We start from the raw sequence: 21591 nt of genomic DNA, 5'->3' as shown, positions 1-21591 counted from the left end.
AATATGGCAATAATTTGTTTGATAGTATTCTTTGCATTGGCTATCTTCATTAAATTGAAGATGCCAATGTGGAAAGGTAAATATTCCGAGAAGTTGGTGCATAAGAAAATGTTACAACTACCAGATGAGTACACAATTTTCAATGATTTTTTGTTTGAGAGTAATGGACACTCAACTCAAATTGACCATATCGTCGTGTCACCTTATGGGGTATTCGTTATAGAGACAAAGGGTTATAAAGGCTGGATATTAGGTGGCGAGAATTCTGAATATTGGACGCAGGTCATCTACAAAAGTAAACACCAATTTTACAATCCTATAAAGCAGAATGAGGGACATGTAAGATTTCTTCGCCATTTGCTTAAATGTTCTGTTGACATTCCGGTAATTCCGATTGTTGTTTTCAATAATTCAGCAGAGTTGAAAGTTCATGTCAGTAACCATATAGTTGTAAACAGATGTAATTTAAATTGGGCAATATCTCAATATCATGACATTATTCTAAATGCTACACAAGTAGATTGGATTGTCAATACTATTCAACGATATTACACAATAGCTGACAAGGAAAAAATAAGACAGCACAAGCATAATGTTCACGACAGGCAATATAGAGCAAAGAGTTTAATAAGGCAAGGCGTTTGCCCACAATGTGGTGGTCAGTTAGTTTTACGCAAAGGAAGATATGGCTCTTTTTATGGGTGTTCAAACTATCCTAAATGCAAGTTTACACTAAATAAATGAGAGGGGAATATATTAAGTTTATTTCCCTCTCATTTAGTATAGTTAGTTTCCAGAAACTTTATTTTGAGCTTTTGATAGCCCGTTTTATGCGATGTGATTCTTGCAAAAGCTTATTGGCTATACTATCTTTATAAGCAGCCATTTCAACCATTTCATGATGATGGCGAATAGAATCCTCGTAGGCAGCAACACGATTTCTTACATCATCTATAACTTTCTCATCTCGGCAAACAGAAAAATGCTTTTCGATGTAGTGAATATTCGGGTCGTCATATGGAAGCACCATCTTCAATGCCCTATACTTCAAGTCCGCCTCTTCCCAATCTTGGTACTCTTGCCATTGGGTGAGGTTGCCCCAAATTGAGATAACCAAAGACAGAGCCAAGCCTCCAATGAAAAGAAGAACATACTTTGAAGTAGGCTCGAAGCGATGGGTTACGACTTTCTTTTGAGGTGTGTTGTCCATTGCGTTAAGTTTGTCCTGTACAAATTTTGATGTGACATTCTGCTCTTGTTTCACCTGATTAATGGTATCAAACAAGAGTTTGCTTCGCTGTTCATCTTTGCTTGCTTCTTTCTTGGTAAGGTCAACAAAGACACATATCGCCTCTCTTAATTTTGCCAATTTTCCAATAGTTTCCTCTTCTTTTGCAGATACAGAAAGGATGGCTTTTTCAAGTTTGCTTGTATCAATACTTGCAGAGCTGAGAACTGTTTCCGCTCCTGCGTTCTTTGGTGAAGCAGAAAGTTCATCGACTTTCTGCTCCAATCTCTCAACTGTGCCGTAGATGGCTTCCAATAGTTCTTCTTTCATATTTCTTTTGTTGTTTGAATGGTTTGTAACTTGCATCAAAGGCTAAAGCCTCTTCTGCGTTTCTTCTTTTTCTTCTTGGATGATTCATCCTCTGGGAATTGCTCAAAGGTCTGAGCATTGGCTGGAGCAAAAAGTCCAATGGAAGAATTACCGCCCCAAGGATCCTGACTGCTCTCCGACATGAATGGCATCTGCTCATTCTTGCGACAGCCCTGCTCATATTGCTGAGCAGAGCTGGCTCTTGCTGATAAAAGGTTCTCCGTTCCCTCAAATCTCGCATTCAGTTTGCCAAAGCTATAGCCTCGGCTAATCTGCGTACCCTTGAAGCTATATCCGTCTTTACAGAATCGGATACCTTGAACCTTGGTTCGGTCCTTGTCCTTATAGACAAACTCCAAGAGAACACCTCGCTTTGCAAGCTCGCTCTTGAACTTCTGCCAACTATCAGCGCCTTTCAAGGCATCCTTGACGGCATTGTGAATCTCGTATTTGGCACGCTCAGCATTGCGTAACTTGCGAGTATTAGTATTGCTCTTGTCCGTTCCGTAGGTCAGTCCATACTTGGATTTTAGAGCCTTGGTCACCTGCTCATTACGCCTGTAATCATTCCTGTCTGATAAGAGTTTGCTCTCATTGTTGATGCGGTTATACACGATATGACAATGTGGATTGTCTGTGTTGTGATGCCTTACGATGATGAATTGGGTATCGGTGATGCCCATCATCTGCATGTATTCAAGGGCTATCTTAGCCATGAATTCATCCGTCAAACGTGGCTTGTCCCCGGGCTTGAAGCTCAAAGCTATGTGCCCTACAGGCTTCTTAATCATTGGATTTAGTTGCCTTTGTAGCTCGAAACTTTGCGTTATCTCGGCATTCGTGCCGAGTAACACACCATCCGAGGCGATGATTTTCGCCTCGTCCTTGCCTGTAACATAGCGGATGCAACCACCAAATGAGCTGCCTTTCTTTAGCTTGCCTATCATGGTGTATCCTCCTTTCTGCCCATACTGCTTGGCTTCGGTTTATAACTTGCTTGGCGATACTCGCCAAGGATTGCTTTCAATCTTCTCAACAAGTCCACCACATATACATGGGTTTCGTGGAAACCTCTCTGATGCGACAGCTTGGTAAGTTGGTTGAGATTGTTCGCCATGCCAATGAGATTCTTGGCGATGGCTATCGTCTCAGTGTTGTGTCCACTGACCACCTCGCCGTTCAAGGCGGACTCACGGATGTACTCCGCCAACTTGCGGTTGGCTTTTCTCGCCCTCAGCCTCAGTGCCTCGTAGCTTGGCTTCGAGAACTTCACCGTGACAGACTTCGACAGCTTGCGAACCCTGCCTGTGGGCGGTCTTCCGCCCTTTCTCTTGTCTTGTTCCTGTACGTTTGTCATTCGATACACTGTTTATAGTTGGTACACTCACTTTCTGCGACCGTCGGGAGCAAAAAATCTCCGCCCTCATGGTGGAGCGAGGCGTTTTGGGGTTCCCAAAACATAACCTCGCTCCCTCTCAGAACACGTTAGTTGGAACTACAGCCTTTCAGCTATCCACGTCCAAGGTCGCAGACCTTAATTCTCACAATTTGCGCCAAGCCTCGAAGTCCTCTTCATAAAGGCTTAGGTGGTGGCGCACGATGTTCTCGATGATGCCCGATACGCTCATGCGCCTTCCTCCGAGGATGCGGACGACACGGTCAAGACGGTCTCGTACATCGGAACTGACGAAGACTGGCTTGCGGTCGTCAATCCTTGGAACTTGGAGGAAGGTCTGCTGATACTCCTCCAATGTCGCCTTGCGCTGCTTGCCGCTGATGCGCTTCTGCGGATTCGGTGGCGATTGAGCCTCGTTCGTTGATGTTTCCTCACTATAGGGAGTTGTTGCAGCAACTTTCTCTACAATTGCTCTCAACTCTGGGTTCTCTACATCATCATAGAGAGAATTACAACTACTTGGATTGGCTTTGTTGCCATACGTAGATGGTTTAACAAAATCCAAATACTCTTTTTCCATCAGCTCCTTTTGCCCAGGAGTCAAGACTGCATCTTTTGTTTTTGCCATAACTTACATTGTTTAAATTGTTGGTATAGTGGTCACGGTTTGCACCATTGACCGATTGTCGGGTGCAAAGTAAGTGTACTGAGTGCAGCCATGCAACTGATTGGGTGTAACGTGGCAATTTAGTTGTGGCTTGCTTATTTGCATACCGAGATAGTTGTGAGAACTTCAACGTATTTCTCAACTCATCATTGTTCATGTATTCGTTGCAGTCGTGCAAGTTTTTCTTGTTGTTTTTGGCGTTGAAGTCGGCAAACCCCGGCAACATACTGCCACAGAAATTGGAAACGCTTGTTTTTAGATTGCCGTGCCTTATCTTTGCACTCACAAACGTGGAGCACAGCATATGCGTGGAGCTTTGCGACATATAACATAGTATTAACTTAGAAAAAAGAAAAGTATGGGATTCATCGTATTCGAGGAAGAGGCATTCAACTATCTTGATGCCCAGTTGGAGAACTTCGTGAAGCGCATGGACAGAATCCGTGAGCGCAGTGAGGACAAGACCATGAACAAGTGGCTCGACACGCAGGACGTGTGTCAGACGCTCAACATCTGCCCACGGACAGTGCAGACGCTTCGGGACAACGGAACTTTGGCTTATACGCAAATCAGCCACAAGACCTACTACAAGCCGGAGGACGTGATGGCTATCGTAGCAGTAGTGGAGGACAAGAAAAAGGACATGCGCTTTCGCAAGCGCACAGGTTAGGCTGTCAATATACAACAGCCACTTAATCCAAAGCAGCAAGTAAACCGAGTAACGTAAGTATCAACAATAAAACGAGACAACTATGAGCAATGAAGTAATGACAAGAAACAGCGAGTGGATGAACCACATCGTGAACCACCTCAACCGAATGGTTGACAATTTTGAACGTGCCGTGATGAACTACCGCCCCATGCTTGGCGGTGAGCGGTTCATGACGGACAAGGAGCTTTGTGCCAGGCTGCAACTGAGCCGAAGAACCCTGCAGGACTACCGAAACAACGGTGTCATCCCGTATATCCAGCTTGGCGGAAAGATACTCTACCGCGAGTCTGACATTCAGAAGATTCTGATGGCTAACTATCGTGAGGCGTACAGAATGAAAGGTGTGTAGGAGAATTCCTTGATGAGTGTGTGAAATGAACAAGGCGACAACGTATAACTTACCGAGTGTGGCTGTTATAGGTTGTCGCCTCGTTTTATTGGCTATACCGAGTTGGTCGTGTTTGCCGAGTGGTCTCCGTATGGTCTGTATAAAATCTAATACCATGCTAAAACACTGCGGTGGTTCGCCCAAGTGGCTGGAGGCGCAAAGCCTCCAAGGAACGTTGCTTTATATGGCTGTTCTATGCCATTGCGTTCTCTGTAAAGATACAGACCAGTTTAGTGCGGCTTGTCTGCTTGCCGATGACGGACTGCATGATGAACTCCCGAAAGGCTCTGCTCTCAATGCTGTCAATACGGAAGGCTACCGCAATGACGAGTTCAAGGCTATACACATCATAGCTGATGCGGTCGTTCTTCCTGACATGACGGCGTACACCCTGCTCTTTCAGAATGCCGTCCTTGAATACAGCCTTGACAGCCTTGCGCACATAGTAGCCGAATACATTATACATGTCGGCAATCTCCTGCATGGTCATCCATACAGTATCGGTCGGCATGGATACCGTTCCGCTCTCGCTGATAGTTATAACTCCTCTGTTCATTTCCCGTCCTCCTTATTTTTATTCTGGTCAGTTTCTTTTGTTTCTCTGCGCTGCATCAGCTTGTCCATGTCCTTGGATATCTTGTCATCGGTGATGACGGCATAGACCTGGGTGCTTCGCAGGTTGGAATGCCCCATCATCTTGGCGATGCTTTCCATTGATATGCCCGAAGTAACCATGTTTACTCCGAATGTATGTCTTGCAACGTGTGCGGTAAGGTTCTCATTTATACCCAAAGCCACACCGAGTGAATGAAATTCAAACCACATGGAATCACGTGAAGAAAGAGGGAAAACAGGTTTGCTATCATCCGCTGTATTGTATAGCGACATTATTTGTTCAGCTATCGGATGCAAGGGAATGAACGCTTCGTTGTTGGTCTTTGCTCTTTTCTCACGGATGTATTTTCTACCGTCTGCCGTCATCCCGATATGGTGTGGATACAGGTTACGTAAATCGACATAAGCCAAACCTGTAAGGCTGGAGAAAACAAACATTCTGCGTGCCAACTCCAAAGCCTTATCCTCCATAGGAGTCTCCATAATGAGCAGCAAGTCATTTCTGGATATATGTCTACGTTTTGGTGAGCCTTTCTTTTCATATCCGACATCTTCCAATGGATTGAATTTCAGCAGACCTCTGTCAACAGCGATATAAACCAAGCGTTGCAGCCAACAAAGATTATGGTTCGTATTGGATGCACTATATCCTTTGCCAATCAAGAACAACTTATAAGATTTGCCAAATTCCTCAGTCAAATCTTCAAATGCAATGTCATTCATTCCTCGTAACCCGATGAACTCTCGCAAGTTGAGCTGCGATGTCTTAGATTGGCGATAAGAAGATGTTGAGTTAATACGGATGGAGCGCAGCCTAAGGCGTTCACGCTCCTCCTCGCCAGTGGCAAGCAATGTCATCGGGATAGTATTTGCATCAACAATAACATTCTTCAGAATCTCGGCGGTAACGATGCCCTTTTCCTTTGTTGCCTGCTCGTAGGCTTCGTCAATTCTTAGTCTGAACGCTTGCAGTTGTCCGTTCACTCTTGCATTCTTGGCTTCACCTTTTTTCGTGTCCCATTCTTCGGGAGCACAGTAAAGACCTGTTGCTATGGCTGACACTTTGCCGTCAATCGTGATACGGCAAAATATAGATGTGGTTCCGTCTGCCTTTACTCTGCCACGGTTGATATAATAAAACTGCTTGTATGTACTTCTCATTGTTATGTTCCTTTCTTATTTTGTGATAATATTACAGAACAAACTTGAAGTCCTTGTTGGCTTCGATGAACTTGTCCATATCCTCAAATAGCTTTTTCGGAGTGACACGTGCATAGATTTGCGTGGTCTGAATGTTGTTGTGACCAAGCATTCTGCTGATAGTCTCTATCGGAACACCTTCTTCGAGCGTAACGAGCGATGCGAAACTGTGCCGTCCAACATGATAGACCAAATCCATACTTATGCCAGATAGTACTCGGAGACTTTTCATGTTACCTCTCAGCACTCGAAATTCCTGTGGCGGTAAAAGAGTAGGTCTTGTCGGGTCTTTGTATTTCTCCAACATGGCAAGCGCCTCTGGCAGTAACTTCACACGTGCAAGCATCTTGTTCTTCTTTCTGTGGTATTTCAGCCAAAGGCTACCCTCCTCATCACGAAAGAGGTTTTCTTCCGTGATAGAAACAGTATCGGCATAAGCCGTGCCTGTATAGCAAGCGAAAAGAAAAAGGTCACGGGTCAAAGCCAACGATTTTCTTCGCTCTGGTATTTCGAGGTCACGAATTTTCAGGAAGTCCTCACGTGTCAATGCCTTTGGTGGATTCTCTTTCTTTTGAGGTAGCTTGAAGTGCATGAAATGATAACGCTCGGAGTGTCCTACCTTGAAAGCTATTCGGCAGGTCTTCTTCAAGATGGCGAGATAGTGGCGGACAGTATCAAGTGCAAGACCTCTCTCGTCCAAGCAAAAGTCCATGTACTCACGGATAAACTGCTCGTCAAGCTCACCGAATGCCACATCGTCAGTTCCATAACGCTTCTTGACGAACAATCCCAATGTCAGGCGAGTGTACTGGTAGTTTGGCAGCGTGCCTTTCTTGTAGTCGATGCCGATTCTTGACTCAATGTCCGCAATGATGGCGTCAAGCTGCTTCAACAAGGTCATCTGAGTGTCTGCACTGCATTGAAACAGATCCTTTATCGCCTTTGCGTCAAAATCCGTCTTGCGCTCCACAAGTGACTCGTAGGCTGAGTTTATTGCCAGCAACAGCTTGTCAATCTTGGCGTTCACTTCCACAGCCTCCTTGCTCTTGCCGTCAAGTCTGCTCTCACGTGGATTCCATAACTTTGGCGTACATGACAACTTGCAACCGAACTGCGCCATTGTTCGGTTAAGGGTGATGCGTCCCATGATGGGAGCCTTACCGTTCTTGTCCAATCCGCTCTTTTTAAGGTAGAGCAGCACCTTGAATTTTTCAACTTTCATCTGCTTACTTTTTTAGTTTGCAAAAATAATCAATCAGTAAGCATTCTCCGTCATTGAAAGTTGTGCAGAACAGTGCAACAAACACTGGTGACAAACTATTTGTTTTTCACCTCGTTAGCAGTGTTGGTTTCGGTAACTGACCGCTAACGGTTTGGTAACTGAAATAACTCAATATCCTGCTCGGCTTTGCTTTGCAGCCAATTGGCAGAATTATGAAATATTGCTCATTCTCAACCACTTGCAGTTCATTTCTCTCATCTTCGCTTTCCGTTGCTTTTGCTTAAATTGTGCACATCGCCCGTCATTCGTTCGCAACCTCGGTTTGCCTCTCCAACGGAGTTCCAATAGAAACCGTGAGTTCAATGCTTGGTCACAAGGACATAAAGACAACCCAGGTATATGCCAAAATTACCAAGGAGAAATTGAGCAAAGACGTGGAAAAGTTGTCTCAGCAGATTAATAACACTGAGGAATTCACGTTTGGAAATGTTTGCAACGATAATACTAACACTATAAATGGCAGAGTATGAAACGACAAGTGATAACAATACAAGAAGATATGGTCATCTACGCCCCGCATCATGGTGAGGTGTGGATGACAGTTTGGGAGATTGCCGAACTGTTGAATGTAACAGGGACAGCAGTGAAGAATACCATCAAGCGCATTGGGAAACAAAGTGTGCTGAAAGATTTCCAGCATTCTCAATACATCAAACTTGAAAATGGATATTCTGCGCATGTCTATGATATGGAAGTGATTATCGCCATAGCACTTCAAATGGATACATACCAAGCCTTGTTGTTCAGACAATGGTTTATCAGTAAGGTTGTGAACCGCAAGGATTGCCAAGCAGAGCAAGTAAAACACGAGTATCCGATGATTATTGTGATGAACGGAACGATGCCAAGAGGTGCAAGTTAGAATCTCTCATCTTTTAATAAGATTCCTACACCTTTATAATATAATAGCGTACAGAGAGAACGATTTTTGTCGTTGTACCCTGTACGCTATTTTTGTTTCGCTATTATGAAGCAGTACCCTCCCCTTGTGAAACAGTGCCGTCGATTATCGGCTTGCGGTAATTACCAGTGAGAAGTGCTTGTATCTCGGATTCCGGATAGAGGGTTTTGCCACATAATATAATGTAGGGCAAAATGCCTTGCCTGCGATATTCCTGCAAGGTACGGCGACTAAGCTTCAGGAGCTCGGAGAGTTCCTTGTCGGTGAGGTATCGCTCCCCGTCCAAAGGTGGGCTGTAGGACTCGATGAATGAGGATAGCCAGTTGTTGGCTTTCTTCAAGGATTGCATGGCGGTGTCTATCGACTTGCTCTCATGCGTAAGAAGTTGGTTCATGTTCATTGTTTACAATTTGGATTAAGTGGTGAATATAAAATGTGTTGGCTCGCCCAGGGTGAAGTTTTCGGCTTTGCCTTGGGCGAGCTTGGTTTTATGCTATACCGATTTGATTCTGGCGATAAGCGGAACGATGGCTTTGACCTCTTCGGGGCAGTAATAGAATTGGCGACCTATCTGGGTATGCCCCAAGAAACGGCGGTCACGAAGTTTTTGTAAGGTGCGCTGGCTGATGCGAAGTTGCTGGCAGACCTCATGACCTGTAAGCCATTTGTTCAGACGCTTGCCGTTAGCCTTATGCTTCAGCAACTCAACTTTCTTTACCAAGGCATCGTATCTTGCCATCATCAAGTCGAATGCCTTCTTTTCCATTGTTACTACTTCCATATTCTCTGTTTTATTGGTTCAACAAATTCGGGTGCAAAGTTAATGTGTGTATGTTGAAAAACAATGAAAATAAATAACTGTGGCAGTGCTTTTCTGGGGTTTGCCGACCGCTTGGCAAGAAAAATCAAGAAAATTATACGTGAGTCATTAATGAGTTGTTAAACGGGTATTTCTCAAATGCTTAATTTTGCTGCCGAGAAATAAAAACAACGAATTATATAACAATAGTTCGTTAATAATTCAATAATGTGCTAAGCAGCTATACGCTGTAAGCACGAGAGATCTTTGAAAATCTTGCTAATTAAAGTTCGGTTCGGGGTGTACCCGCTTGCTTTAAAAATTCGTTTCACCAGATAAATATTGGTCATCAGTGACTTGAATGAAGACATAGAATATTCCATTCCCATCTCCTTCATAGTTACCTTGGCAACATTTAGTGATGTGAACGAAGCATTGAAAGCAAAATCGAGTTTCCACTTATCGCGAGCCTGGCAGTCCATAAGACCAGTATAGCCTTTGGCGTCACGAAAGCAAAATTCGATCTGGAACCTGGTTCTATAATAAAGAAGTACTTCTTCACCCGAAAGTGAGGTGTCTGTAGAGAAGAATAGTTTCTTCTTGCCATTCGGCATCTGCCAGATGACAAGTCTAACTTTACACCTGAGTGCCTTGGAATAGGCTATCAAAGTATAAGCTGTTCCTTCTATATCTTTCATCTCCATCTTCTCCATTCGAGTGAGGTCAAGATTCTTCATATCAATCTTGCCATCCTTGGTCTTGGGGCGACCACGTTTTCCAGTACGTGGACCAGCATAGACATAAAAGAGACAAGCATTGTCACGAAAGCGGCTTATCAAAGAGAACCCTTCTTTCTTTATCCCATTAACAAATGTACTTGTAGAGAAGTAAGCATCTGCAACTATGAGGGTTGAGAGTTTAAGAAGTTCCTTGCGGTAACGCTTAATGACGCTGATATAGAAATCTACCATAGTCTTGTTTCTAAGACTCAGTTCTTTATTACTTAGCGACTGGTGTGCTTTTAACATCATGCAGTCTTTGGCATCAATATCAATGAGGCCAATACCCATGATTTCGAGACCATGTTTAACAGACTGTGCACATCCCGACCAAAAACGACCGATATGTGGAGTCTTCTTGCCAGCTTTGCTGATGTAGCTGGGATCAATGGCAATAGCCCATCTTCCCTGTTTACCAAAGAAGCGCTTGGCAAGTGAGACATTAAGTTTGAGCCAGTCAATGCTTTTCGACTTTTTTAAGCCGAATGCGTTGCGATAGGTTTGCTCAACATGCGAGCCATACCTCCCCATTTGGGTGAAATTTATCTTTCTTGGTATTACCATGAACAAAATTATCACCTCGATGAGTATTTTCTCGAAACTTTTTGTTAACTTTGCAGCCGAATCTTCAACTGCATCTTTAAAGATATCCATATATTGGTCAAGTCCTGTATTCATATAATTTTGCGTTTGTCGTGATTTGCAAAGTTACTGAAAATCAGCGACTTGACCAACTTTCTATAGTTAAGTTTTCATAAGCATTTCTTAATATAAGTTATTGATTTACAGACGATTAAATATTAATTTAACGCAGTATTGATATAACATTTCAAACGGAATTAGAATGGAAGTAATAACAATGGAAAGTGCAGCCTTCAAAAAGCTGACAGAACAGTTGACAGAAATAGTCCAGTACGTGCGATTGGCAAAAATGGCATTTCAAGAGAACCTGACGGGTAAGGGATTGAAGCCGATGTTGACCAATGACGATGCAGCCAAGATGCTTGGTGTGAGCAAGCGCACCTTGCAGCGAATGCGCTCAGAGAACCGCATTGATTTTATTAAAATTGGTAATCAATGCCGATACCAAGTTGAAGCCATTGAAAGAATGGTTGAGGAACGAACAATAGCAAAGGAAACATGAGCATGGAAGATGGAACATTGAGAAAACTGGAGTTATATCTCCATGACCTACACAAAAAGATAGACGGCATCTACGACATGCTGATGTTGAGACACGAACGAGAGACGGAGCAAAAAGGAAGTTCTGCCATCAATGAAAAATTGCTTGACAACCAAGACCTCTGCCTCTTATTTCAAATCTCCCCTCGTTCCCTTCAACGCTATCGCAGTCTGGGAGTGCTTCCCTACAAGCGTTTGGGGCAGAAAACCTACTACACGGAAGAGGATGTGATGCAGTTTGTAGAGAATAATGTCAAAGAATTCAAGAAAGAGAATGTGGAGCATTACTTGACTCGCATTCATCAGAAATTCAAATAACAACAGTATTCACCATTAAAAATTTACAATTATGGTACAAAAGAAAAAGAGTGATGAACAGGACGTGCTGGTAGTCCGTGACGAAAAGACGGGCGAGATCAGCGTCGTCGCCGGACTCAGCAGGGACGGCACACCGAAGCGAGCACCCGCCAAGGCGGAGAACACGTCCGACTTCCTGCGTTTTGACCGCAACAGCGACCTGATGGACAGTTTCTTTAGAAACTTCTTCCGCCAGTGCAAGAAGCCAAGCCGATTCGGATTCTACCGCATAGCGGCAGACCAGGTGGAAAACCTGCTTGGCGTGATGAAGGAGTTGCTGAAAGATCCGGAGGCTAACAAGGAGATTCTTTCCGCCCACAAGGTTGACACCTCCAATTATGAGAAAGAGGCAAAGCAATCGGAAGGTCAGGCGAAAGAAACCGCATCATCGGACGATGCGTCCAAGACGCAAGCTAACACAGAAAAAGAGAATGTATCATCTGAACAAACCAACGAAAAAGAGAACGACATGGAACAGAAACCAGAACAGACCGCAGCCGAACAGCAGGCACAGACCGCTCCGGGTGTAAAGCAGAACCTCATCAGTGGTAACGATGTGAACCTGCAGGAATTGGGTGCCAAATATGGCATAGACTTCAACAGTATGAATGAGAAGGATATGAAAGCCCTGCTCAACTACGGCAAGACGGGGCTTGTGATTGTGAAGCCGACCTTCGGCGGTGAACAGATAGAGATACAGGCCCGTCTGTCATTCCGCAAGGACGATAACGACCAGTTGCAACTCGTGCCGCATTTCGTGCGCAACGAGCCTAAACTCGATGTCGCTTACAAAGGCTATACCTTCACTCCAGAGGACAAGAAGAACCTGTTGCAGAACGGCAACCTCGGAAAGGTTGTGGATTTCCCCGACAAGAATACAGGTGAGCTGCGTCCTCATTTCATCAGTATCGACCGTCTCACCAATGAGATTGTTGACATCCCGACCAACAAGGTGCGCATACCCGATACCATCGGCAAGACACCTATTACCAAGGACGACAAGAGAGTGCTCTACTCAGGTATTCCGCTTCGCAAGGAGATTGAGCTTGCCAACGGGCGCAAGTTTACACCGCTGCTGCAGGTGAATGTGGAACAGCGTGGCGTGGAGTTCGTGCCTGGCAGCACAAGACAGGCGCAAGGTCAGAAACAGAATGGCGACAAGAAGCAAACCGCTGACAAGCAGGAGCAGAAGGCAGAAGGTGATACGGGCGGTCAGAAGAAACAGCAAGATCCCAACCACTGGCTCAATGAGGACGGAACCATCCGCCGACTCAACACCTATTTCAAGAAGGAGTTGACCGAGCAGCAGAAGGACGACTATGTGGCAGGCAAGACCATAGAAATCAAGGAAGTGCCGAACAAGAACGGCAGCGGTACCTATACCGCCTATGTGAAGTTCGACTTCGACAAGATGCAACCACGTTCCTACCGCAACAATCCCGACCTAAAGCAGGCAAAGGAACAGATTCCGACCAATGAGAACAAGACGCAGGTTGCCGTCAACGAGCAGGGCAAGACCAACGAGGCGACCAAGCACACCAAGGAACCCTTGAAGCCGGGACAGTCTGCACCGAAGAACGAGAAGCAGCAGAAGGAGCAGACCGCCGAGGCACAGAAGCCGAAGCGTAAGGCAAGAAGCGTGAAGATGTAGATGCCGCCACTTAATCCATTTGAATAATCCATCAGTAAAGAATAACCGACACCTGCGACCGACTATTCCACGGTTACGGGTGTCACAAAAACAACAGACAATGAAGACAATCATCGCAGAGAAACCAAGCGTAGCCAAGGAAATCGCCCACATTGTGGGAGCTGGCAAGCGTGAGGAAGGCTATATGCAGGGCAATGGCTATTATGTGACATGGGCATTCGGACATTTAGTGCAGCCAGCCATGCCGGAAACCTACGGCATGAAGGGATTCCATGCAGAGAATCTGCCTGTGATTCCCGACCCGTTCGTTCTTGTTCCCCGACAAGTCAAGACAGAGAACGGCTACAAACCAGATGCAGGTGTGCTTGCCCAGATTAAAATTATCGGCAAGCTGTTTGACAGCAGCGAGCGCATCATCGTCGCCACCGATGCCGGACGTGAGGGAGAGCTTATTTTCCGCTACCTCTATGAATACCTCGGCTGCAAGAAGCCGTTCGACCGTCTCTGGATCAGTTCGCTTACAGATTCCGCCATCCGTGAGGGACTTGCCAACCTCAGAAATGGCAAGGAGTATGACAATCTCTATCATGCAGCCAAGGCACGAAGTGAGGCAGACTGGCTCGTCGGCATCAACGGCACGCAGGCCCTGACGATAGCCGCAGGACGTGGCACCTATTCCGTAGGTCGTGTGCAGACTCCGACCCTTGGCATGGTGTGCGAACGCTATTGGGAACACAAGCGTTTCGAGTCGAAACCGTTCTGGCAGGTACACTTCGGTGTGGTTGATGCAGACAGTGGCAATATACTGAAGTTCACATCTGCCAACCGATGGACAGACAAAGCCACCGCAACCGACATATATAATAAGGTGAAAGATACCGGCTCTGCCATCATCACAAAGGTCACAACCAAGCGAAAGGTGGAGAAGGCACCGCTCCTTTACGACCTTACCACCTTGCAGAAAGAAGCCAACTCCCAGCATGGCTTCACGGCAGAGCATACACTCTCCATCGCCCAGAAACTCTACGAGGCAAAGTTCATCACCTATCCGAGAACATCAAGCCGCTATATCTCGGATGATGTATTTGCCACCCTTCCCAAACTCTTCAAGAATTTAGAGAATCATTCGGAATATGGAGAGAAAGTGAAACTCTTGCCTTGCAGTGAGGACTACAGCAAGAACAGCGTGAATGCAGCCAAGGTGACCGATCACCATGCCCTGCTCATCACTGAAAACGCAGCCATTGGTCTTTTCAAGGACGAGAAGATCGTTTATGACATGATATTGTGCCGGATGATTGAAGCGTTCTCGGCAGACTGCATCAAGGACATCACATCAGTATCGGCGCAAGTGGATCATGAAATAGAATTTGGTATCAGCGGCTCCATCATCCGACAGACTGGCTGGCGAGCATTGTCACTCAAGGAAAAGAACAGCAAGAAGGACAAGAATGCAGACACAACCGACAATGAGGTCAAGGAGCAAGTCATTCCCAACTGGCAAGAAGGACAGCATATCACCTTTTCAGGCTGCACCATCACGGAGGGCAAGACCAAGCCGAAGCCTTTGCATACGGAATCCACATTGCTTGCAGCAATGGAGACCGCAGGCAAAGAGATAGTAGATGATACGATGCGCCAGGCAATGAAGGACAGCGGTATTGGCACACCTGCCACACGTGCCGCCATCATCGAAACCCTGCTCAAACGAGAGTATATGGTGCGCCAGCAGAAGAAACTCGTGCCGACGGAAAAAGGACTCGCCCTGCATTCCGTAGTGAAGAACATGGCGATTGCCAATGTGGAGATGACGGGTAAATGGGAGGCGGAACTTGCCAAGATTGAACGAGGTGAAGCAAGTGCAGACGGGTTCACCCATAGTATCGAAGGCTATACCCGTGAAATCACTGCGGAGCTGTTAGGTTGCGACAGACTTTTCAGCCACAAGGATTCCGGCTGCCAGTGTCCTAAATGCAAGCATGGTACCATGCAGTTCTTCGGAAAGGTAGTAAGATGCAGCAACAAGGAGTGCGGTATGCCAGTGTTCAAGCAGGTAGCAGGAAAGTTGCTCACTGATGCCGACATCACCGACTTGCTCACCAAGGGCAAGACCTGAACGCTCAATGGTTTCACCAGCAAGCAAGGCAAATCGTTCTCCGCAGCCATTGCCTTTGACGAGAATTTCAACACGAAATTCGTCTTTGCAGAGCGCAAAACAGCAGAAAAGCGAGGAAATGTGAAGAGATACAAGAAATAGTTTGTACCTTTGCCACCGAAACATGGTTCATAAATGGTGTCTTTATTCAGGATGCTTTTATTTACTGTGGATTAAGTGGCGGCACTCGGAGGGATACCGAGTGCCTTTTTCTTGCTTTCACACCAACCGCCATCCACGGTTTATTATTCACCACTTAATCCATTCAACAGACAAATGAACAGAAAGAAACAGGCACAGACAGAGCTGTCCTATTACGGACTGTACCTCTTGAACCACCTCAGAGAGAACCGTTTTCCACAAGCCAACGATGCAGACTTTATCCGCGAACGTGCAGACCATGCCGCAGAAGTATATGAGCAGGCACGGCGTGATGCCCTCTTTGCCGATGCAGCACAAGAGCTTGCCATGTCAGCATTGCTGAAAGGTCTCCGCTTTTCCAAGTACAGCATCCTGTATGATGTTGTTGACAGTGAGTTTCCCCTGGAGGTAGCAGTAGAAGATCAGGAAGCGTTTGTCAAGAACCTCCTGCCTTTGGTTGATAACGTGTATTCCATTTACGACCTCACCGATGACGATTTTGCCCAGTCACCGGACTACGAGCAGCTCTACACAGAGTTGACTGGAGCCGTAGCCCTTTTCATAGAGTCAAATGGCGTACAATAGAAAACAACGTCTGAACGACAACATCAAGGCGATAGAGACGGCATTCATCCTTGACAGGGAACAGCGCACGCCGACCGCCCGTGAGCGTCTCCTTCTGGAGCGTTACTGCGGATTCGGTGGATTGAAGTGCATCCTGAACCCTGCCAGGGAACTGGCGGATGCCGTCCATTGGGCAAAGTCAGACCTTGAATTGTTTGCTCCAACAGTGGATCTGCATAGACTTATCCGTGAAAACAGCAAGAATGAAAGCGAGTACAAACAGTTGATGGACAGTCTGAAACAGTCTGTCCTCACGGCATTCTACACGTCGTCAGCCGTTACAGAGGCTCTGACGGATGTGTTGAAAGAGCATCAGATTATCCCCGAAAAGGTACTTGAACCCTCGGCAGGCATCGGTGCCTTTGTCGATTCCGTCTTGGATAACAATCCCAAGGCAGACATTATGGCATTTGAAAAAGACCTGCTTACGGGAAAGATACTCCGCCATCTGCACCCGGAGCAGAAAGTGCGCATAGAGGGATTCGAGAAGATAGAAAAGCCTTTCAATGACTACTTCGACCTCGCCATCTCAAATATTCCCTTTGGCGATGTTGCCGTGTTTGATCCGTCCTATACAGCCATGAAAGGCATGAGGGCACTTGTCACCAGACGCATACACAACTACTTCTTTGTCAAGGCTCTTGATACGGTAAGGGACGGCGGGTTGGTTGCCTTCATCACCTCACAAGGCGTATTGAATGCCAAAAACAACAGTGCCGCGCGTTTTATGATGCTCTATCATGCTGATCTCGTGTCAGCGATTCGTCTTCCCAACAACCTGTTCACGGAAAATGCCAATACGGAAGTGGGCAGTGACCTCATCATCCTCCAGAAAAACAGCCAAAAGGAGTCGCTGCGAGGAGACGACAACCTGCTTGATACCGTCTATAATGACGAGAACCGCATTCCGACAAACAACTACTTTCTGGAGCATCCGGAACGCATTATCCATACAACAGCAAAGTTGGATACTGACCCGTTCGGCAAACCTGCAATGATATACACGCATGAGGATGGCGTGGAAGGCATTGCAGAGGATTTGCGAAAGATGCTCCATGAAGACTTTAAGAAGAACCTCAATTTGAACCGATACTTGGGGATAGAGGAAACAAAGGCTGAGGAAGTTAAGGAGGTTGAAGAAACAGAAAAGATAGAAAAAACAGAGAAGATAAAGCCTTCCATTGAGGAAAAGCAGAGCGATACGGTAGTATCCTTGCAAAAGCAGGAAAAGCCTACTGATGATGCAGAGCTATCCCAAAAGTCCAATCATCATCAGCCACCAGTGCAAATGACGCTGTTTGACCTTTGGGGAATGGAAGAAGAAAACCGTCTGACTGTCCATGCTACAAAGAAGAAAGCAGAGGTAACAGTGGGTGCTGTCGCCAAGAAAGTGTCAAGGAAGAAAGCAAGTCCGTTGGTAAAAAGCGTAAATCCGACTTTTGAAGTTGTGACAAAGCCTGTGGAAAAAGAAGAAAAGCCTTCGTTGACAGATGCAAAAGAGCAGGAAACAGCACAGGAGACAAAACCAATCCTGCTTGGGGATGAGCCATACGCAAGCATCTCTTGGGAAGAGAATCCGCCAATCAACGGCTTTTACGAGATGATGATGACCATGGCTCCCGAAGACAGGGTGCTGCTGCGCCAAAAGGCGGAACTGCACCGTCAGGAACAACTCAAGGCTTTGGGCGTTGAAGATACGCTTGATCCGAAGTTCAAGCCGCCGATGGAACCGATAGAAGTTCTCAAAGCTCAAATCGGGTATGGACAGTCGAAAGGGAATGAGCCAAAAGAAGATTCCAAGACTCAGAACACATTGGAAGAAACAGATCATGAGCGGGAACAACAAAAAGGGCAAGAAAGAAAGCGGGAAGAGCTGGCAAAGAAGAAAGAGGATGCTATGAAGCCCCGTCCATTTGATGAGAAACTGGATAGTTTTCATCGTGAGGGTTCTATGGTGCTCGACTCTGCCAGAAATATCGGTGTATTGAAAGACCTTACCAAGTATGGTGCTACCTTCATGCCGTTGGATCTGAATATGGAGCAGAAAGAAAAGGCTGTCCTGTATATCGCCCTCCGTGATGCCTATCAGAAACTTTACACCTATGAAGCGGAAGAACAGACGGAAAACAAGCAGATGCGTGAGAGTCTGAATGTCTATTATGACGCTTTCTTCATTCGCTTCGGCAACCTCAATGCCAAGCAGAACGTGAAGTTCATCCTCATGGATGCCTCAGGGCGCGACATGCTGTCATTGGAACGGGTGGAAAACGGACAGTTCATAAAGTCAGACATCTTCGACCACCCGGTCTCTTTTTCGCTTGACGAGGTCAGTCATGTCGATTCTCCAGAGGAAGCGCTCACCGCCTCGCTCAACAAGTTCGGCCGTATCGACTTGCCGTATATGACTGAATTATCGGATATGCTGGAACCGGAACTGACGGAAGCGCTTAAAGGGCGCATCTATTACAATCCGCTCATAGACGGCTACGAGATAGCCGACCGCTTCATTGCTGGCAATGTCATAGAGAAAGCGGAGCGTATAGAAGAATGGCTGAAGGAAAATCCCGACCATGCAATCGTGAGGGAGTCGTTGGAAGCCTTGAAGGCAAGCATTCCCGAACCGATAGCCTTTGAGGACCTGGACTTCAACTTCGGTGAGCGTTGGATACCTACAGGTGTGTATTCCGCTTACATGAGCCACCTCTTCAATACACAGGTCAGCATCGTCTATTCCGACAGCATGGACGAATATTCGGCAAAATGCAGTATGAAGACCATGGCCATCACGGATGAGTATATGGTGAAGGGCTATTACCGCAACTATGACGGCATGAGTCTTCTGAAACATGCCCTGCACAACACTTGTCCCGACATGATGAAGAGCATCGGTGAGGATGAACACGGCAACGACATCAAGGTGCGTGACAGCGAGGGCATACAGCTTGCCAATGCCAAGATTGACGAAATCCGCAACGGGTTCACTGAATGGCTGGAGGAGCAGTCTGACTCCTTTAAGGAACGCTTGACCACAATGTACAACCGGAAGTTCAACTGCTTCGTGCGTCCGAAGTATGACGGTTCTCACCAGACCTTCCCCGGCTTGGACTTGAAAGCCCTTGGCGGAAAGTATGGCATCAAGAGTGTGTATCCAAGTCAGAAGGACTGTGTTTGGATGCTTTTGCAGAACGGCGGCGGGATATGTGACCACGCCGTAGGTACAGGCAAAACCCTCATCATGTGCATGGCTGCGCATGAGATGAAACGCCTCGGTATGGCTCACAAGCCGATGATTATCGGGCTGAAAGCCAATGTCGCGGAGATAGCTGCCACCTATCAGACAGCTTATCCCCATGCGAGGATACTCTATGCCTCGGAGAAGGATTTTTCCACCAAGAACCGTGTCAGTTTCTTCAACAACATCAAGAACAACGACTATGACTGTGTAATCATGTCGCATGACCAGTTCGGGAAGATACCGCAATCGCCAGAACTCCAGCGGCAGATATTGCAGGCTGAGCTTGATACCGTGGAGGAAAACTTGGAAGTGATACGCACGCAGGGCAAAGACGTGTCGAGGGGAATGCTCAAAGGCTTGGAAAAGCGAAAGCAGAATCTGGAGGTGAAGTTGCAGAAGATAGCCTACAGCATCGAGCAGCGTACCGATGATGTGGTGGACTTCCGCATGATGGGCATCGACCACTTGTTTGTGGACGAGAGCCACCAGTTCAAGAACCTCATGTTCAACACCCGTCACGACCGTGTGGCAGGACTCGGCAACAGCGAGGGGAGCCAGAAGGCACTCAATATGCTCTTTGCCATCCGAACCATACAGGAGCGGACAGGCAGAGACTTGGGAGCGACATTTCTGTCGGGAACAACTATCAGTAACTCACTGACTGAGTTGTATCTGCTTTTCAAGTACCTGCGCCCCAAGGAACTGGAGCGTCAGGACATCCGCTGTTTCGATGCGTGGGCGGCAATCTTCGCCAAGAAAACTACCGACTTCGAGTTTAACGTCACCAACAACATCGTACAGAAGGAACGTTTCAGATACTTCATCAAGGTACCGGAGCTTGCTGCTTTCTACAACGAGATAACCGACTATCGCACGGCGGAGGCGGTTGGCGTGGACAGACCACAGAAGAACGAGATCCTTCATAACATACCACCGACACCCGAGCAGGAGGACTTCATCCAAAAACTGATGGAGTTTGCCAAGACGGGCGATGCTACCATCCTCGGCAGACTTCCACTGTCAGAAACGGAAGAGAAGGCAAAGATGCTCATTGCCACGGACTATGCCCGAAAGATGGCTCTCGATATGCGCATGATAGACCCGACTTGTGAGGATCATCCCGACAATAAGGCGAGCCATTGTGCCAAGATGATAGCGGACTATTACAAACGCTATGACAATCACAAGGGCACGCAGTTCGTATTCTCAGATCTTGGCACATACAGACCTGGGGAATTCAACGTGTATTCTGAAATCAAGCGTAAGCTGATAGAGGATTATGGAATACCCTCGTCAGAGATTCGCTTCATTCAGGAGTGCAAGAACGAGAGGGCAAGAAAGGCGGTGATAGCAGCCATGAACGAGGGTTCGGTACGAGTATTGTTCGGCTCCACATCCATGTTAGGTACAGGCGTAAATGCACAAAAAAGGTGTGTTGCTATTCATCATTTGGACACACCGTGGGTGCGACATGAAGTCGCATAGATAATTGTTGGAATGATACTTTAAGTATCAGTTTTAACCCGCTGTTCCGTCAGCGGTAGCCTACCGACCGATGCACCTTAATGTTGTATTAAGCGGTCGGGACAAAGTACACTTTCACAAGACAAGACAGAACCGTGAGGGGAAGTCAAGTATGGTTAGTATCATACCGTAGAGTGGCGAGGCTGGATAGTATGGTTAGCGTAAGCGAACTGTTAGTAAACTTCGTAATGTCGTAAAAGAGTGCAAGATACTGATACACTCTACCCAAAATGGGATGCGGTCAGATAATCCTCTCCATGGTAGGATTACACGGATGTAAAGACCGTCGGAGGATGAGACAGAACCTAACCTATCCGTTAGTTATCTATGTGGAACATGGTAAGCCTGTACATCTCCTGTCAGACAAAAGACAGGTAAGCTGAAAG

General features: G+C 46.4%; 18 protein-coding genes and 3 pseudogenes. 11 read left to right on the top strand and 10 right to left on the bottom strand.

What is annotated here, in order from left to right; translation table 11 throughout:
- Positions 1–3: 3 nt before the first annotated feature.
- Positions 4–744: an NERD domain-containing protein gene (locus KUA49_RS13725; protein ID WP_218413534.1), complete on the top strand. Its 741-nt coding sequence runs from the start codon at positions 4–6 to the stop codon at positions 742–744.
- Positions 745–802: 58 nt separating this feature from the next.
- On the opposite strand, the gene KUA49_RS13720 is transcribed toward KUA49_RS13725, so the two are convergent.
- The 4 genes from KUA49_RS13720 to KUA49_RS13705 form a co-directional block, all read right to left on the bottom strand.
- Positions 803–1558 carry a hypothetical protein gene (locus KUA49_RS13720; protein WP_218413544.1) on the bottom strand — a complete coding sequence of 252 codons (756 nt, stop codon included), beginning with the start codon at positions 1556–1558 and terminating at the stop codon, positions 803–805.
- Positions 1559–1593: 35 nt separating this feature from the next.
- On the bottom strand, positions 1594–2544 hold the full coding sequence (locus KUA49_RS13715; RefSeq protein WP_318331621.1) for a relaxase/mobilization nuclease domain-containing protein: 951 nt from the start codon (positions 2542–2544) through the stop codon (positions 1594–1596).
- On the bottom strand, positions 2541–2954 hold the full coding sequence (locus tag KUA49_RS13710) for a plasmid mobilization protein (protein ID WP_318331594.1): 414 nt from the start codon (positions 2952–2954) through the stop codon (positions 2541–2543). Before KUA49_RS13710 ends, KUA49_RS13715 begins: the two co-directional genes overlap by 4 nt.
- Positions 2955–3138: 184 nt before the next feature.
- Positions 3139–3621, bottom strand: a complete 483-nt coding sequence (locus KUA49_RS13705) for a DUF3408 domain-containing protein (protein WP_318331593.1) — start codon at positions 3619–3621, stop codon at positions 3139–3141.
- A gap of 397 nt (positions 3622–4018) precedes the next feature.
- On the opposite strand from KUA49_RS13705, the gene KUA49_RS13700 reads away from it, so the two are divergent.
- Positions 4019–4330: a helix-turn-helix domain-containing protein gene (locus KUA49_RS13700; RefSeq protein ID WP_008656559.1), complete on the top strand. Its 312-nt coding sequence runs from the start codon at positions 4019–4021 to the stop codon at positions 4328–4330.
- Between the two features lie 82 nt (positions 4331–4412).
- Positions 4413–4721: a helix-turn-helix domain-containing protein gene (locus KUA49_RS13695; RefSeq protein ID WP_008628594.1), complete on the top strand. Its 309-nt coding sequence runs from the start codon at positions 4413–4415 to the stop codon at positions 4719–4721.
- A gap of 232 nt (positions 4722–4953) precedes the next feature.
- Here the strand turns inward: KUA49_RS13695 and KUA49_RS13690 are convergent, their stop codons facing one another.
- Genes KUA49_RS13690 through KUA49_RS13680 form a run of 3 tightly spaced genes read right to left on the bottom strand, consistent with a single transcriptional unit; the run spans position 4954 to position 7797 of the window.
- Entirely contained in the window at positions 4954–5316 is a 363-nt protein-coding gene (locus tag KUA49_RS13690; RefSeq protein WP_118355074.1) for a hypothetical protein, read from the bottom strand.
- On the bottom strand, positions 5313–6536 hold the full coding sequence (locus KUA49_RS13685; protein ID WP_153133674.1) for a site-specific integrase: 1224 nt from the start codon (positions 6534–6536) through the stop codon (positions 5313–5315). Before KUA49_RS13685 ends, KUA49_RS13690 begins: the two co-directional genes overlap by 4 nt.
- A gap of 31 nt (positions 6537–6567) precedes the next feature.
- Complete coding sequence (locus tag KUA49_RS13680) at positions 6568–7797, bottom strand: tyrosine-type recombinase/integrase (protein WP_318331620.1); 1230 nt, start codon at positions 7795–7797, stop codon at positions 6568–6570.
- A gap of 290 nt (positions 7798–8087) precedes the next feature.
- Here KUA49_RS13680 and KUA49_RS13675 point away from each other — a divergent pair.
- Both KUA49_RS13675 and KUA49_RS13670 read left to right on the top strand, forming a co-directional pair.
- Positions 8088–8327, top strand: a pseudogene (locus KUA49_RS13675) (tyrosine-type recombinase/integrase); the annotation flags it as partial.
- Positions 8328–8335: 8 nt separating this feature from the next.
- On the top strand, positions 8336–8719 hold the full coding sequence (locus KUA49_RS13670) for a hypothetical protein (RefSeq protein WP_318331619.1): 384 nt from the start codon (positions 8336–8338) through the stop codon (positions 8717–8719).
- Between the two features lie 103 nt (positions 8720–8822).
- Here the strand turns inward: KUA49_RS13670 and KUA49_RS13665 are convergent, their stop codons facing one another.
- The 3 genes from KUA49_RS13665 to KUA49_RS13655 all read right to left on the bottom strand — a co-directional run bounded on the left by KUA49_RS13665 (position 8823) and on the right by KUA49_RS13655 (position 11014).
- Positions 8823–9158, bottom strand: coding sequence for a helix-turn-helix domain-containing protein (locus KUA49_RS13665; RefSeq protein ID WP_089543135.1), 336 nt, complete (start codon positions 9156–9158; stop codon positions 8823–8825).
- A 93-nt stretch (positions 9159–9251) separates the two neighbouring features.
- Positions 9252–9539, bottom strand: coding sequence for a helix-turn-helix domain-containing protein (locus KUA49_RS13660; RefSeq protein ID WP_071122342.1), 288 nt, complete (start codon positions 9537–9539; stop codon positions 9252–9254).
- 251 nt (positions 9540–9790) lie between these two features.
- A complete protein-coding gene (locus KUA49_RS13655) occupies positions 9791–11014 on the bottom strand; it encodes a transposase (RefSeq protein WP_153093847.1) in 1224 nt (407 codons plus the stop codon).
- A 166-nt stretch (positions 11015–11180) separates the two neighbouring features.
- On the opposite strand from KUA49_RS13655, the gene KUA49_RS13650 reads away from it, so the two are divergent.
- From KUA49_RS13650 to KUA49_RS13625, 6 genes and pseudogenes are all read left to right on the top strand, one after another.
- Positions 11181–11480, top strand: coding sequence for a helix-turn-helix domain-containing protein (locus KUA49_RS13650; protein ID WP_068856520.1), 300 nt, complete (start codon positions 11181–11183; stop codon positions 11478–11480).
- 77 nt (positions 11481–11557) lie between these two features.
- On the top strand, positions 11558–11836 hold the full coding sequence (locus KUA49_RS13645; RefSeq protein ID WP_081978971.1) for a helix-turn-helix domain-containing protein: 279 nt from the start codon (positions 11558–11560) through the stop codon (positions 11834–11836).
- Between the two features lie 31 nt (positions 11837–11867).
- Positions 11868–13526 (top strand): DUF4099 domain-containing protein, encoded by a 1659-nt coding sequence (locus tag KUA49_RS13640; protein ID WP_118066956.1) that lies wholly within the window; start codon positions 11868–11870, stop codon positions 13524–13526.
- A 100-nt stretch (positions 13527–13626) separates the two neighbouring features.
- Positions 13627–15783 (top strand): annotated as a pseudogene (locus tag KUA49_RS13635) (DNA topoisomerase).
- Between the two features lie 174 nt (positions 15784–15957).
- A complete protein-coding gene (locus KUA49_RS13630; RefSeq protein WP_118190184.1) occupies positions 15958–16407 on the top strand; it encodes a DUF1896 domain-containing protein in 450 nt (149 codons plus the stop codon).
- Positions 16394–21145: pseudogene (locus tag KUA49_RS13625) on the top strand (DNA methylase); the annotation flags it as partial. The gene KUA49_RS13630 and the pseudogene KUA49_RS13625, both read left to right, overlap by 14 nt.
- Positions 21146–21591: the final 446 nt, after the last annotated feature.

The organism is Segatella copri, assembly GCF_019249655.2.
Taxonomy (GTDB): Bacteria; Bacteroidota; Bacteroidia; order Bacteroidales; family Bacteroidaceae; genus Prevotella.
This window is presented reverse-complemented; position numbering and strand designations above follow the sequence as displayed.

Bases quoted from the DNA above. Each gene is read 5' to 3' on its own strand.
- KUA49_RS13725 (WP_218413534.1), top strand. From the start codon at position 4: ATGGCAATAATTTGTTTGATAGTATTCTTTGCATTGGCTATCTTCATT.
- KUA49_RS13720 (WP_218413544.1), bottom strand. From the start codon at position 1,558: ATGAAAGAAGAACTATTGGAAGCCATCTACGGCACAGTTGAGAGATTG.
- KUA49_RS13715 (WP_318331621.1), bottom strand. From the start codon at position 2,544: ATGATAGGCAAGCTAAAGAAAGGCAGCTCATTTGGTGGTTGCATCCGC.
- KUA49_RS13710 (WP_318331594.1), bottom strand. From the start codon at position 2,954: ATGACAAACGTACAGGAACAAGACAAGAGAAAGGGCGGAAGACCGCCC.
- KUA49_RS13705 (WP_318331593.1), bottom strand. From the start codon at position 3,621: ATGGCAAAAACAAAAGATGCAGTCTTGACTCCTGGGCAAAAGGAGCTG.
- KUA49_RS13700 (WP_008656559.1), top strand. From the start codon at position 4,019: ATGGGATTCATCGTATTCGAGGAAGAGGCATTCAACTATCTTGATGCC.
- KUA49_RS13695 (WP_008628594.1), top strand. From the start codon at position 4,413: ATGAGCAATGAAGTAATGACAAGAAACAGCGAGTGGATGAACCACATC.
- KUA49_RS13690 (WP_118355074.1), bottom strand. From the start codon at position 5,316: ATGAACAGAGGAGTTATAACTATCAGCGAGAGCGGAACGGTATCCATG.
- KUA49_RS13685 (WP_153133674.1), bottom strand. From the start codon at position 6,536: ATGAGAAGTACATACAAGCAGTTTTATTATATCAACCGTGGCAGAGTA.
- KUA49_RS13680 (WP_318331620.1), bottom strand. From the start codon at position 7,797: ATGAAAGTTGAAAAATTCAAGGTGCTGCTCTACCTTAAAAAGAGCGGA.
- KUA49_RS13665 (WP_089543135.1), bottom strand. From the start codon at position 9,158: ATGAACATGAACCAACTTCTTACGCATGAGAGCAAGTCGATAGACACC.
- KUA49_RS13660 (WP_071122342.1), bottom strand. From the start codon at position 9,539: ATGGAAGTAGTAACAATGGAAAAGAAGGCATTCGACTTGATGATGGCA.
- KUA49_RS13655 (WP_153093847.1), bottom strand. From the start codon at position 11,014: ATGAATACAGGACTTGACCAATATATGGATATCTTTAAAGATGCAGTT.
- KUA49_RS13650 (WP_068856520.1), top strand. From the start codon at position 11,181: ATGGAAGTAATAACAATGGAAAGTGCAGCCTTCAAAAAGCTGACAGAA.
- KUA49_RS13645 (WP_081978971.1), top strand. From the start codon at position 11,558: ATGCTGATGTTGAGACACGAACGAGAGACGGAGCAAAAAGGAAGTTCT.
- KUA49_RS13640 (WP_118066956.1), top strand. From the start codon at position 11,868: ATGGTACAAAAGAAAAAGAGTGATGAACAGGACGTGCTGGTAGTCCGT.
- KUA49_RS13630 (WP_118190184.1), top strand. From the start codon at position 15,958: ATGAACAGAAAGAAACAGGCACAGACAGAGCTGTCCTATTACGGACTG.